Source organism: Bartonella sp. MR63HLJHH (assembly GCF_042194155.1).
GTDB classification, from domain to species: Bacteria; Pseudomonadota; Alphaproteobacteria; order Rhizobiales; family Rhizobiaceae; genus Bartonella; species Bartonella grahamii.
The window spans coordinates 1-14,420 of the sequence record NZ_JBHIMN010000019.1 but is presented as its reverse complement, the minus strand read 5'-3'; the positions used below and the strand labels follow the sequence as shown (position 1 = coordinate 14,420).

General features: G+C 41.2%; 11 protein-coding genes. All 11 read left to right on the top strand.

What is annotated here, in order from left to right; translation table 11 throughout:
- The first annotated feature begins 1,328 nt into the window (after nt 1-1,328).
- On the top strand, nt 1,329-3,113 hold the full coding sequence (locus tag ACFIKQ_RS08630) for an MFS transporter (protein WP_375656277.1): 1,785 nt from the start codon (nt 1,329-1,331) through the stop codon (nt 3,111-3,113).
- Nucleotides 3,103-3,594 carry a hypothetical protein gene (locus tag ACFIKQ_RS08625; RefSeq protein ID WP_375645135.1) on the top strand — a complete coding sequence of 164 codons (492 nt, stop codon included), beginning with the start codon at nt 3,103-3,105 and terminating at the stop codon, nt 3,592-3,594. Before ACFIKQ_RS08630 ends, ACFIKQ_RS08625 begins: the two co-directional genes overlap by 11 nt.
- A gap of 251 nt (nt 3,595-3,845) precedes the next feature.
- Entirely contained in the window at nt 3,846-5,687 is a 1,842-nt protein-coding gene (locus ACFIKQ_RS08620; protein ID WP_375656276.1) for a glycine zipper family protein, read from the top strand.
- On the top strand, nt 5,684-6,331 hold the full coding sequence (locus tag ACFIKQ_RS08615; protein ID WP_375649223.1) for a transglycosylase SLT domain-containing protein: 648 nt from the start codon (nt 5,684-5,686) through the stop codon (nt 6,329-6,331). The genes ACFIKQ_RS08620 and ACFIKQ_RS08615 overlap by 4 nt, the downstream gene beginning before the upstream one ends.
- Nucleotides 6,332-6,343: 12 nt before the next feature.
- Nucleotides 6,344-7,345, top strand: coding sequence for a phage tail protein (locus ACFIKQ_RS08610; RefSeq protein ID WP_375656278.1), 1,002 nt, complete (start codon nt 6,344-6,346; stop codon nt 7,343-7,345).
- Nucleotides 7,346-7,353: 8 nt separating this feature from the next.
- Nucleotides 7,354-8,367 carry a phage tail protein gene (locus ACFIKQ_RS08605; RefSeq protein WP_375656275.1) on the top strand — a complete coding sequence of 338 codons (1,014 nt, stop codon included), beginning with the start codon at nt 7,354-7,356 and terminating at the stop codon, nt 8,365-8,367.
- Between the two features lie 7 nt (nt 8,368-8,374).
- Nucleotides 8,375-9,502, top strand: a complete 1,128-nt coding sequence (locus ACFIKQ_RS08600; protein WP_375656274.1) for a phage tail protein — start codon at nt 8,375-8,377, stop codon at nt 9,500-9,502.
- Between the two features lie 9 nt (nt 9,503-9,511).
- Nucleotides 9,512-9,745, top strand: coding sequence for a hypothetical protein (locus ACFIKQ_RS08595; RefSeq protein WP_026500695.1), 234 nt, complete (start codon nt 9,512-9,514; stop codon nt 9,743-9,745).
- A gap of 21 nt (nt 9,746-9,766) precedes the next feature.
- The gene (locus ACFIKQ_RS08590; protein WP_375656273.1) at nt 9,767-13,495 is read left to right on the top strand and encodes an alanine-zipper protein; all 3,729 of its coding nucleotides are present in this window, start codon (nt 9,767-9,769) and stop codon (nt 13,493-13,495) included.
- Nucleotides 13,496-13,504: 9 nt separating this feature from the next.
- Nucleotides 13,505-13,834 carry a hypothetical protein gene (locus tag ACFIKQ_RS08585; protein ID WP_375645029.1) on the top strand — a complete coding sequence of 110 codons (330 nt, stop codon included), beginning with the start codon at nt 13,505-13,507 and terminating at the stop codon, nt 13,832-13,834.
- Nucleotides 13,835-13,898: 64 nt separating this feature from the next.
- Nucleotides 13,899-14,420: lysozyme (locus ACFIKQ_RS08580; protein ID WP_375656272.1), on the top strand; the 522-nt coding region annotated here is incomplete at its 3' end.

The window sequence follows — 14,420 nt, the reverse complement described above, 5'->3', positions numbered from 1 at the left end:
CAGCTCCCAATGTTGCGACAGCCCTTGCATTAAGACGGTTCATAAGAGCCATTTTTAGTCCTTTCTTATACAAATTTTATCCACACACTCATCCCACTTGTTATGTACAAATGAGTGGTTTTGATTGATTCGACATAAACAGGTTTGGAATGAGAGAATCTTGCGTTATTCGAGGGTCTAATTCAATATGAATAGAGCTAGATTATCATTATAAATCAATATGATTGTATCTTTAATAAGAAATAAAAGTTTGTATTTTGGCGTCGAGTAGAAGCTCTTTTAAAGGTAAATTCACCGCAAGTAGTATTTCACAAAATTACAATTAAAACAGAAAAATAATTGAAAAATTTTTCTTCTGAGAAGCTGATTTACGCAACAACTATTCTTTAATTTCAGCCCAAAAAAAACTTTTTAAAATTACTTGATAAAGCAGAGCATTGCATATTTCTTATTGCGATTGAAGTGAAATAGCCATTGAAATCAGGAATAATACTTTTTGAATGAATTTAATAATTAAAATGGAAATTAGCTGAGCACAAGAGTTTTTCGATTTATACCGGTATAGGCCAATTTGTTTTCCAAACTGAATATTGCGTAATACAGTTAAATTGACTTTACAATTATAAAGTTGTATAATTCCAGACTTTTTACAAAATACTAATTGTCTTGAATATAAATAAGGTACATAATAACAATATGAGGAGGATATTATGATATACGGGGGGCGAATAAATTTGATCGCGTGTGGAAATACATTGAAACAGTTAAGAATCTTCAACCTCTGCAAAGTATAGGAATAAGAGCGACAGTTACCAAAGAGATTCTAGAAAATATTATTAATTTTATCGATTTTTGTATAAGCAAAGATGTCGATTATGTCGGATTCAGCCCGCTCGATACGTCGTCATTTAGTTTTTCTAGAAAAAATAATACAAAGGATCGATCTAAGGCTTTAAGAAACAAAACTCTTCCGCCAAACGCTTCACTTTTTCATTTGAGAGATGAATTATCAAGGAAAGAATCCCCCCTCCAGATTTATATAGATAAAAAGTTCCAAGAAAGGAAAATCTCATGGACGTTACAAAATTTTGTAAATTGTATTAATTATTACTTAGGCGAAAATTCTACGTACGTTTCGTCGCCGTTAATGTGTTTATTTCCATTTTCATCCTTGGTATTGGACTATAATGGAGATTTAAAAAATTGCTTTTATTCAGAAGTTTTTGGGAATCTACAAAATTATGAGGCAATAGATTGGTCTGCTCAAAACGTTTTAAAATCTTTGAAAGAATCTGGCACATGTAGCGGATGTCGTGGGAAGGTATTTTGTGGATAAGGTTAAGCAATTTAAGATTTATAGTGTTAGCAAGTCTACTGCTCTGGTGGTTGCTGTTTTACCACTTTTTTTGTCGGAAAAATTGCATTTGTCGCAAGCGGATATTGTTTTAATCGGTAGTTATTTTTTATTGCTTCCTTTGATCTTAGAAGTCCCCTTGGGTTTATTATCAGATGTTTATGGAAGTAAGCGCGTTATTTATACTGGTCTGTTTTTCTTTCTTTGCGGTTTTTTAGCTCTTTTTATGAATTATGCATATTTTGCTTACGCCACTTATTTGTTGTGTATTACATTAGCAACCGCTTGTTTCTCAGGTGCGGAAGATAGTTTACTCTTTTCTGTAGTACCAAAGCATCGCACACTGTTTTCCGTTAAGTCCGAAGTGGCTGCTGTTACCTATAGTGTGACAACGGTACTTATTTTTTTAGGGGGAATACTTTATTATGTGCATCCTGCATTGCCTTTGATTTTTCAAGTCCTTTCATTAATTTTTGCTATTTTTATGTTTTCAAAACTGACGAAGGGATTAGATAGTTTTCATATCAACGCTCATCCGAATATTTTCACAGTTATGTGCGCCAGCGGTAAAGAAGTCAAAAATCCCTATCGCTTCACTCTTATTTTTTTAAGTGCAGTTTCAGCTTTTGCTATTTTGGTTAATAATCGAACTGTTTCTATCGCATTTTCTGATTTTTTGCCATTTCAACCTGCTATTTTGGTTTCGATTATTTTTATCATTGGGAATTTTTGTTCAGCAAGTTCCAATATATTGTTTCAGAAGTATTTTTCAAAGTTTCAAAATCCTACTTTTCCCGTCTTAATGATTGGTTGTATGGTAACCATTGCTTTTTTTCTCATGTCATTTCAAATCATTGCGGCTCTTATATTAGGATTTTTACTGCTATGTGTTTTTAAGTCTGCTTATCGATCTTATCTGTCGTCTCTTCTTATAAATTCACTGATTGATCCCAAAGCTATCGCGACTGTTTTATCATTTACAGCCATTATTACAGCTGTTGTATCCTTTGCATTCAGTTTTTTATACGGTCATGTTTTTTCAACATTCCGGCAAGCTAATTTGTGGTTGGCAGTGATTATGGCTGTGATTTTTGGGGTGTCTGCTTTAATTATTTTTGTCAGAAAACAAGAAATCATTTGGTTACAGCCTGAAAATGCACAATCGTCAAAACAACATTTCTTGAAACGCAAGCATCAAGAGTTTTGCTATGGGCAAATTTATCCGGAAGCATCGTGCATTAATGAAAACATCAAGGATGGCTCTTTTCGACAAAGTCTCTATCCTGCACCAAATTTGATAACACTTTGCGATGAAGTAGTCGAATGGGAGTTTATCCGAGGTACTGTATTGAGCCAAATGGATTTGCTACATCAAAAGGCGATTATTGATCAAATCAATAAGATCTTTCAAGATCGATTAAGCAAGAATATAATCTTATCACATGGAGATTTACATCCTGATAATATCATTGTTACTTCTGATAGTTCTTTTATGGTAGTGGATTGGGATTTATGTCAAGAAGCCAGTCCGGAATTGGATATCTTAACATTTTTCACCAGTCCAAGATTATCTCTCAATTTAGAAGAACGGATAGACTATATTTCTCATTTGCTGTCTATATCAAAGGATGAAGCTTTACCAATGATAAAAGCGTTTGTGGCTAAAAAAATTTCTGATCTTTCTCTATACCAAAATATTTTCATGAAACAATTAGTATTGGATTATATGAACTTGAATAAGAAATTTCATGGGCGATAATATTGTAATTTGTAATGAAAATTGCAGTGCGGGCTGCAATCATTGTCCGTATTCGATGGAATATATGGTGAGAGATGACGCGTTGCCTGAATCTTTATATACAATAAATGACATAAAATCTGATTTTATTATTCTTGCTGGTGGAGAGCTTTTTGAGCTCGATTATGATTTACTTCATAAATATACTTGTATGTGTCTCATTTGTAAAAAATATTTTCGGATTGCAACAGGGGGGCATATCTATATTCAACCATATTTGAAGCTATTAAAGAGTAATCCGTTCTTTTTAGGGATACAAATAGGCACAGATGTTATTTCAGAGATAAGAAATCTAGACAGTAAAAAATATAAACAAAAGTGGGTGCGTAACATAGAATGTATGAAAAAATATAGCGTACCATATAGTGTGACGATTACTTTATCGGAGAGATTCGATTTGGCAGAAGTGTATACTCTAAGAATGGAACGCGTTTCCGCGTAGTTGAAGACCCTGATGAAATTGAAAAAATTATAAGATCACATGCTAACACTTTTCCTTCGTCCTCTTCTCAATATGTATATTCTAAAAATGGAACGCGTTTTCGCGTAGTTGAAGACCCGTCTGAGATTGCAAAGCTATCTAATTCTTTTTCTGAAAGTCAACAAAGTACAGTAGATCAATCAAGTACACCAGATTCTTCTCCACTTGATGGCAAGGATTGGAGCAAGACGCGTGCGGTTTGGAGCCACCTTATGTCTGGTCTCACGGCAGGTTATAGTGATGAGATACAAGCGGGGAATGAAGCGGGTTTTACGGATTATTGGAGCGGCGATAAAAAAGCCGAAGAAATCTATAATAGAAGAGTAGCCAAGGAACGCGCTTACCAAAAAGCCTTGGAAGAGAAACATCCATGGTTGTCTTCTGGTGCTTATATTGCTGGTTCGATTTTACCAACAATAGCATCATTTGGTATTCCAGCATTAAATTTTTTGCGAGCAGGTTCGACTTTAGGAGGTTTAGGTAGGGGAGCTCTTGTTGGGGCAGGTTCTGGAGCTTTACACGGTTCTGGTGCAGGAGAAGGTTACAATGATACGGTGAATTCGGCGTTAGCTGGTGGTGTTGGTGGGGCAGTTTTGACGCCGGTTGCTGCTTTAGGAGGTATAGGTATTTCTAAGGCAGTTCGTAGTTTAGGAAATGTTTTAAAATCACCTCCACTTGTAAGGAATTATTTTAATCCTGCTCATAAAGAGGTTTCCAATAAAGCTTTGCGAGAAGTTGCCAAGCAACTTTACGATAATAAAACCCCAAAAATTACCGAACGTCTTAGCTCAGAACCTCAGGAAGTATTTTTGACAGATATTAATGAAAAACTACGACAGACTTTGTGGAATGCGTCTAAAACAAATGAAGATGTTTATAATCTCTTGAAACAAGCGCATGAGAAAAGATTGGGAGGTTCTGTTCAACGTCTTGATGATATGATGGAGCAGACAATTGTTCCATACCAGCATAGCGATACTTTAAGCAGGACGCTTAAACAGCAAGGGAAAGAAGCGCATGATCATCTTTATGAACAAGCAAGGCAAACGCCGATAGGACGAGAGTATTATCCGGCTCTTAATAAACTTTTTGAAAATAAAGGATTTCAAAAAGCTCTCAAAGAAGCTGTCAATACTTTAGAGGAACACCCTCTCAGTATAAATCCTAGAAGGTTTTATGATAGAAGATTTAGCAGTATAACCTATAAACCTACGATAGAGTTATTAGATCAAACTAAGCAGTCTCTTGATGATTTAATCGAAAAAAGTAAGAAACATGGCGATAACCAAAAGATTTTAGGATACGAAGTCCTCAAACAAAATTTGGTAAAAATAATGGACGAAATCTCTCCTACGTACAAAGCAGCACGCGGTAGTGCGGCAAAATTCAAAAACTTTGCAGATAGCTTTGAGGAAGGTAGACAAGCTTTTGGAACAAAGCTTGAAAAGAGTTTTGAAAGGGATGCAGTTCAGGAAAATCTTTTTAAAGGGAATTGGACAAAACAAAATAATACCTATCAGATGGGCATGAGAGATGCATTAGATGATTTACTCAGAAAAAATGATGACCCTATTAATGAATTTTCTAAACTTTTAAAACAAAATCTTGCATCTGAGAATCTTAAAAGGATGATAGGACCGGAACGGTTTTCTACTTTTAAAAAGGCAGTAGATCAGGAGCAATTCTATTCTGATGCAGCAAAAGAGGGTTTTAGCAAATTTGAAGGCATTCCTAAGATTTCTCTTTTTGATGGAGTTCGTGTACCACATAGTATTCCTGATATACCAGCTCAAGGCTTAAAATTAGCACGAAACATATTTTTTCATCCGAATGCACCAGAGGCGCTACGAGCAAAACGAGAGCTAGAGCGCGGTATAGCGAAATTAGCAACTTTTGGCGTTAAAGGAATGGAGCGCAATGAAATTGCCAAATTGATTCAAAGTGCTTTGAAGTGGCATAAAGCCGGTGTGATAACGGATGAAGGCTTGAAGATTGTTTCTAGAGCTGTAGCAAAAGGGTTAGGTCCTAGTGCTTCAATAGAGTATGCGAAATGACCCGTTATAGTCCTTCTGTTAATCAAGCGATACGGCAAACGGCAGCACGTTACGGCTTGCCAGAGAGTTATTTATACCGTGTTGCGCAAGTGGAAAGTGGAGGCAATCCGAATGCAAGGAATCCCCGCTCTTCTGCGGGTGGTTTGTATCAATTTATCGATAGCACCGCCAAACAATATGGTTTGCAGGATCGTTTTGACCCCATGCAAGCGGCAGATGCCATGGGGCGGTTGACACTTGATAATCGCAATCATTTAAGCCGTCTGTTGGGAAGAGCGCCTAGTGAAGCGGAATTGTATTTAGCACATCAACAAGGGGCAGGAGGAGCCGCGCGGCTTCTTCAAAATCCCCATGCCAATGCGGCGCAAATTGTTGGGAGCAATGCGGTTGGCTTGAATGGTGGAAACAACGCTATGCGTGCAAGTGATTTTGTCAACCGTGTATTACAGATGTATGGTGGGCAGCCTCATAGAGCAAGTCCTACAGCGCATGGTGGCATTAGAAATAGAGACAACTTGTTAGAGGTTTTAAGGGCATTATTAGCATCACAAGAAGAAGCTTCGGAAGAAGAAGAGAGTGATGATGATAATCCTTTGATGACGCAATTCATGCGGGCGTTTTACGGACCATTTTACCGGAATTAGGATTTATGAGAGATATCAACGATCTATGATTGGTCGCTTAGAGCGGCGGATAATACGCGCGTAGATGATTTGATTGATTGGTCCGAAGGACAGCAGCCTAGCAGTGTGAACACGAGCGCCCGTGTGATGATGCAGCGCGTAAAGGAATACTTGTCAGACACGGGTGGAGAGCTTGAAGGCATTGTTACAAATGATCATGTCCAACAAACGAGTGTGATAAGGCTTGCGAGCACTTCACAGTTTTTAGAGTATAAGAATGGTATCGTTTTGTGCTTTATGGCGACGGGCAGGAATGTTGGAGCGACCACGATTGTCTTAAATGCTTTAGATGGCAAGCCTGTTTATAAGGCGACAGAATTAGGCATCAGTGCATTATCGGGAGGGGAAATCCAACAAGGGTGCATTTATACATTGATTTATAATGGAGATCATTGGCATCTTGTTAATCCTACCTCTATCCCTTTAGAAGAAGAAAGCAGTCTTTATCCCACGGGTTTTATAGGAACCTTTGGAATGCGCGGGATTCCAAAGGATTGGTTAATTTGCGATGGGAAGGCTTATTTACGTCGTGATTATCGTGATTTATTTGAGACGATAGGAACGGTTTGGGGAGAAGGAGATGGCGTTGCGACGTTTAATGTTCCCGATTTTCGAGGGATGTTTTTACGGGGTGTTGATGGAGGGCGCAATATTGATGAGGGGCGTTCTTTTGCAAGTGTGCAAACAGATTTAATCGAGTCTCACCAACATCAAGGACAGAGCCTTTCGATGTCTCATTTTACCAGCAACGAAAACTTTTGGGATGGGAATACGACAGATGTATTGGGCTATCGTCTAGGCTTGTTTGGGGGGAGCTCTCTAGCGAATTTTATGGGCATAGAGCGTGAGAATTTAGGAGGCTACATTGCAAGTCCTTATACTCTTGATGAGAGCCAAGAGGTTGTTTGGGAGAGCACTGGTGAGGGCGAGACGCGTCCAGTAAATGTGAGTGTTCTGTTTGCGATTAAGACATGAGGTGTAAGATGTCGACGATCTATGATTGGTCTTTAAATGCCTCCTTGAATGCCTATTGTGATGATTTAATAGATTGGTCAAAAGGACAGCGCCCTAGTAGCGTGAATAACAGCGCCCGTGTGATGATGCAGCGTGTGCGTGAATATTTATCCGATACGAGTGGTGTGATTGAAAGTAGCTTTACGGTTGATGCTGAACAGCAGACGACGTTGATAAGACTTCAAAGCAAATCGAATTTTTTGAAATATAAGAATGGGATATCAGTTTGTTTTAAAGCAAAGGGTAAGAATGTTGGGGAAACCGCAATTGCCTTGAATGATTTGGCGGCTAAACCTGTTTACAAAGCGACGGAATTAGGTATCCGTGCTTTATCGGGAGGCGAGCTTCAAAGGGGATGCATTTATAGCTTGGTTTATAGGGATCATGCTTGGCAAGTTTTAAATCCTACGCCTCTCTCTTTATCACAAGAGCCGGTTATTCCCGTTTATCCTACAGGGACGATAGGGATTTTTGGGATGCAAGTTTTGCCAGATGGCTGGTTACCCTGTGATGGGAAGGCTTATTTGCGCAGTGATTATCCTGCTCTTTATGATGCGATAGGGATCAGGTGGGGTGGAGCTGATAGTTGGACGAAGTTTAATGTTCCCGATTTGCGTGGTGTTTTTTTACGAGGTGTTGATGATGACCGCGAGATAGACCGCTTTCGTTATCTTGGCACTTTACAAAATGACGCTATGAGAAAGCATGATCATGGGGGTCAATCCTTTACGATTTTGAATGATGAAAATCAGGAAGAGAGTTGGCATGGTGATATGACGATCATCTGGGGATATGTGTTGAATGACCAGCAAAGATTGAAACTTGCCGAACGTTTGGGTGTGAGGGCAGAGGATATACGCGTGCACCATAAGCTAGCCTTTCCCCATTCCCACCTTCACATGCGTGATGTTGCATTGGCAAGTTCAGGTGTAAGTGAGACGCGCCCGATTAATATGAGTGTTGTGTTTGGAATCAAGACGTGAGGTTCAGATGTCCACGATTTATGATTGGTCTTTAACGGCATCTGAGAATGGTGGTGCTGATGCTTTAATTAATTGGTCAGAGGGACAGCATCCTAACACGGTTAATAATAGCGCTCGTTTTATGATGCAAAGGATAAGTGAGTATTTATCGGATACGGGCGGCGTGCTTGAAGGGATTGTGACGGTTGATAATAACCAAAAGACGAGCGTGATAAGGCTTCTAAGCCAATCGGCATTTTTAGAGTATAAGAATGGCATATCGGTTTGTTTTAAAGCAAAGGGCAGGAACATTGGGGCGACAACAATTGCTTTGAATAATTTAGCTGGCAAACCTGTTTATAAGGCGACAGAAACCGGTTTATTAGCCTTGTCGGGAGGAGAGATACAAGATGGTTGTCTTTATACAGTCATGTATGATGAAGAACTTTCGGGGTGGCAAGTTCTCAACCCGACAAGGGGTAAAGTTTCTTCCTTAAAACGCTTACCCTCCGGTCTGATAGGACCGTTTGCAATGGAACGCTTGCCGGATGGTTGGTTGCCATGTGATGGAAGTGCTTATTCACGGTATGTTTATTGGGATTTATTTTGTGTCATAGAAACGACGTGGGGAGAAGGGGATGGCGTTGAGACGTTTAATGTTCCCGATTTTCGGGGGCTATTTTTACGGGGACTTGATAATGAACGCAATTTAGACCCTTGGCGTTCTTTTGCAAGTATACAACCCTGTTCTTTAAAAGCGCATGAACATTTTATAGGTCCAGCGTCATCAGAAGGTCTTTCTTCTCGTAAAAAACGGGATGTTTCTTCTTCTGAAGTTTCTTTGCAAAGGCGCAAGAGAGCTATAGACGAAGAGTGTGTAGGTTTGAGTGGGGATAGCTTAAAAAAATGTCATGAAGAATTTGACCGAATAGTGGGCATTTCAGAGGTTCCATTTTGGTTTACAGAAAAAGATAAACCGCCTCGTTTACCTTGGTTTATCAGGAGCCCGTTTGCTAATTTTTTATATTATTCAACGCCTATAACAGAAGGGCTGAATGACAGAGAGCATCATGAACATCACCTTATGGCAGAGAGGGTTGGTGGTGTTGAAACGCGCCCCGTTAATGTGAGTGTAATTTATGGGATCAAGACATGAGGAGTTGAAATGTCATTAAAACCGTTTGCGATATCAGAGATTAGCGACCCGTCTCAAGTACGGGTCGTTTTGTATTCTGGGGGAGGTTTTGTACATGCGCCGCTTAATGGCGTTTTTGATTTACTGAAAGCCGCTTTGAAAACGGAGCTTGATGGATCGTTAAAAGATTTAGAGAAGCGCTTAGAGGCTTTAAGAGAAGAGTTTGAAGATTTGAAAGAGTGTTCATTAGACGAAGTGCTCTGAATGATGTGAGGACGAAAGCAGATGAAGATACCCGATCATGAACATGAATATTTGATACCTGTCGCGACGAGAGAAGAAATGATAGCAGGAACTTCTCAAGACAGTGTTGTTGTTCCGAAGCTTTTAGGGACGGCGTCTTTGTATTCGTATGAAACCTTTGCGCCCTTAGAGCAGGTTGTTAATGCAAGGAAAGAAGCAGAAAAAGCCATGGCGCGTGCGAATGGCGCGCAACAAACAGCAGATCAAGCGAAAACTATAGCAGATAGTGTCAAGGAATTATCGGATGCAGCAGCGACGACGATAGCGCAAGCAGCAGGCACAGCAGCGAGTGCAGTTACTGTAGCTTCTGAAGCCAAGACGACAGCAGAGACAGCTTTAGAGCAGGCAAATACGGCATTAACAACATCCAATGCCGCCAAGCAGACAGCAGAGATATCGAAAGCTTCTTCAGAAGATGCCAAGATGAAATCAGAAGCGGCTGAGAGGTTAGCGCAAGAAGCCAAGCGTATTGCGGAGGATACTAAAGATGCAGCCGATAGAGTGACGACAGCGGTCACGGAAAGCTCTCAAATAGTGACACAAGTTCAAGGCACAGTAGAGACAGCTTTGACAGAGGCAAGAGAAGCCAAGGCAACGGCAGGAGATGCAAAAACACTTTCCGAACAAACCAAGAGCGCTTTTGATGATGCCAAGCAGGTGATGGGTGAGGTGAAGAATGTTGCAGAAACGGCGGCAGCGAGCAGTGGGCAAGCTCTCACTACAGCGAAGGAAGCCAAGATGACAGCTGAGACAGCATCTTCGGTAGCTGGTGATGCAAAAGAAACGGCATTGAGAGCGTTGGCAGATGTCAATGACCTTAAACAATCGGTTGATCATGTCAAGAATACAGCAGAGGGAGCCAAAAGGACAGCAGAAGGAGTAGAACAGAGGGCTTTAACAATAGAAGACGTTGCTACACAAGCCAAGACTAAAGCCGGTGAAGCCAAACAATTGGTTGAAGAAGTTAAGACGAGAGCGCATTCGGCAGAAACGTTAGCGAATAATGCAAAGCGGTTAGCGGATAGCGCAAAAGACACAGCGGTGGAAGCAAAAAATAAAGCAGAGGATGCTCATGTCCTTTCGCAAGAAGCTAAGAGCACAGCAGAAACGGCAGAAGAGAAAGCCGCAAGAGCCGAAAAGAAGGCGAATGATGCGACAGTTACAGCTTCTGAAGCCAAGACTATGGCGCAAGAGGCAAAACAGGCGTTAGAGACATCAACAGCGCACCAAGATGCTTCAGAAGCACTGTCTAAAGCCGCTGAAGCGAAAAAAGTAGCAGATCAGGCAGCAACGTTAGCCAATGAAAGTAAAACGACAGCTGTTGAGGCAAAAGATTTAGTGGAGGAAGTAAAACAATCGGTAGCGACAGCGACAGAAACAGCAGAAGATGCGAAAAATACAGCAAAGAAAGCGACTGTAGATATTATTTCTATCAAGGCAAAGGCTTTGACAGCAGAAACGGTAGCTAACGAAGCCAAAGTAGCATCAGAAAGCGCTGTTACAGTGGCGAATACAGCGAAGACCACAGCAGAAGAAGCCAAGAGTGCAGCGGATACAGCAACAGCGACGGCTCATCAAGCCCAACAGAGTGCAGAGGAGGCTACAAAATTAGCTTCTGAAGCGAAAGCGGTAGCAGAGTCTGCGGCGCGTTCAGGAGAGACGGCAGGGCAGGTGAGTGCAGAAGCGGTGAAGGGCTTAGCGGAAGAAGCGAAACGTAAAGCGGAAGCAGTAGAGAAGATTGTACAAGAATCTCAAAGTGCTTTGGATGAACTAAAACAAGTAGCTGGTAGTGCGCAGTCGACAGCAGAAGAGGCAAAAAAGGTTTCTGAAAGCGCCCAGAAGAAGGCAGTACAGGTAGAGACAGTAGCGGATGAAGCCGAAAAAATAGCTAAAGAAGCCAAACAGACAGCTGGTTATGCCAAGCATGATGCGGGTCAAGCCCGTAGTGAGGCGGAAAAGGCAAAAAGCACAGCGAATGAAGCGTGGAGTAAAGCTCACGACGCGAATGAAGCTGCCAGTAACGCTAAGACTATAGCAAGACTAGCGGAAATGGCAGGCGAAGAAGCCAAGAAAAAAGCCGAGGCAGCAGATTCACAAACCTATCAAGCCAAGAGCGAAGCCGACAAAGCCAAGGAAGTAGCCAATAACGCTAAGACTATAGCAAGTTTAGCAGAAAGAGCAGGCGAAGAAGCCAAGAAAATAGCGGAGAAAGCCGATGACCGAGCGTATGAAGCCAAGAATGAAGTAGAAAAAGCCAAGGAAATAGCTAGTAATGCAAAATATATAGCAGAACAAGCGCAGAGGGCAGCCGAAACAGCGGGTAAAAAAGCAGCGTCTTTGGAAGAAGAAGCGGAAGAGGCACAAAAAATAGCCAAGGAAGCCAAAGAGTCTGCTGGCTATGCAAGACATGACGCGACGCAAGCACGCAATCAGGCAGAAGATGCAGAGAAAATAGCCTCGTCTGCGAGGAGTAGGGTTATCGATATCAATCAAGTGGTTGAGAATTTTAAAGCCCCCGTAAGTTTAGCGCGGATGTACTCAGAAGAAGCCAAGAAAAAAGCCGAGTCGGCAGATTCACAAGCCTATCAAGCCAAGAGCGAAGCCGAAAAAGCCAAGGAAGTAGCTGATAGAGCGAAAAGGACAGCAGAAGAAGCCAAAAAAACAGCCGATACGACGAAACAAGAGCTTGGAGGTATCAAGAGTTCCCTAGCAACGGCAACAACAGCCCATACAGTAGCCTCACAGGCAAAAGTGCTAGGGGAAGAGATAAACAATTTACTGAAACAGTCCAATTTAACGGTTCTTTCAATTTCTACGCCGTTTCTTGTTGCGACAGGGAAAAAACAACTCACCTTGAAGAAAGGAACGCGTATAACCTTGGCATTAGGCAATGATACTTTGGTTGCAAGTTATACGGCAGATACAAGAATAAGCGTTCCTTCTCTTTCGGCAGGCAAGGATTATTATGTTTATTTGGTTTCTGATGGAAAACAGTCTCATAAACTTGTTTTGTCAGAAAACTCTACCTATCCAAGGGATTACACTGTGAGTAATTCTCGTAAGATAGGAGGGTTTCATACGCTCTGTGCGGATGTTGGTACGATTTCTGGTCATCCATTATCCGGTTATCAAGCAGGGGATATATTGCCGAATTCTGTTTGGTGTTTGAATCACCGCCCTTATAGTTCACCAGAGGGAATGGTCTACGACCCCTCTACAGATCTTTGGGTTGATATTTATCTTCAATCAGGGACGGGTGAAAATACGAAATCAATGTATCGTACCAATATAACAACAAACCGTAATTATACCGAACATGTAACAGATATGGCGCGTGTTAAAAAATCTTTACTGAGTGATGAAGCGTTTGCTTCTGCTATGTATGGAAGCAATGAAAAGACACATATTGTTGGCAAGAAAGAACCAACCTCTAAGGTTTCAGGTGGATATAAGGATACGGCAAATATACGGATGATTTCGCATATCGGTTGTGAAGATGGTTGCGGTTATGTTTGGCAATTTTTATCGGGCACGTTTCCTATACCCATAAGCCGTACGCAAAATACGTTTGAAATGAGAGCATTGTTAGGGGGTGGTAGCTGGAGTAATACAACGGATAATGGGCGTTTTACTCGAGCCGCCATGATCGTCAATGGTGGAAATGAACAAGTTGCGGCGCGTGGATGTAGCCATACGCGTCATTTTGTTTAGGAGGGAGAGATGATAGAATATCCAGAACATTTAAATAGCAAAGAAGATTATCTGAACATGCTTTCTTTTGACAAAGTTGAAACAGTAAGAAGGCTAGAGATGCTTTTGACAACGCGTTTTTATTGGGTCTTTGTTAAAGAGCTTGGAGAGGGAGAAGAGGGGATTGAAGATGACACGCATAAGGTTTGTCTAACAACAACCATGCCGTTTGATTTAAATGGTGATTTTGTAGAAAAGCGTTGTCAGTATGAATTACAGGAAAGCGAATATGCGCCGCTCTTTCAACTTGGATTTCGTGTTGAAGAAGTCGAGCAGCTGATCAAAGAGCATAGCCAATAGAGATCATAAAAAAACATTTTTATGCCGCCTCACTTTTGTGGGGCTTTTTTTTATGGAGCGTCAGATGAGAAAGATATCGAAAGAAGGATTAGAACTTATCAAACAATGGGAAGGATTGCGTTTAGAGGCTTATAGAGATACGGCATGTGTCTGGACGATTGGTTATGGTCACACCAGCAATGCGGGTCACCCCCTTGTCAAAAAAGGCATGTGTATTAGCCAAAAGCAAGCAGAAGAAATCCTTTGTGAAGACTTAAAGCAATTCGAGCAGACGGTAGAGGAATCGGTTACGGTTTCGTTAACGGATTGCCAATTCGCGGCATTGGTCTCATTTTGCTATAACGTAGGAACAGCTGCTTTTCGCAAGTCAACATTGTTGAAGAAGCTTAATCAAGGCGATTATGAAGCCGTACCCTTAGAATTACAGAAATGGAATAAGGTCGGTGGGAAGCCTCTTGCGGGTTTAGCCAACCGTCGAGCAGCAGAAGCAGGATTATGGGTAAAAGGGTCTTATGTTTCTTCGAATTATCAAAGGGTAGAAACGAAAACGGCAACCGGACTTCTTAAAATAGAAGCACTTGCCCCG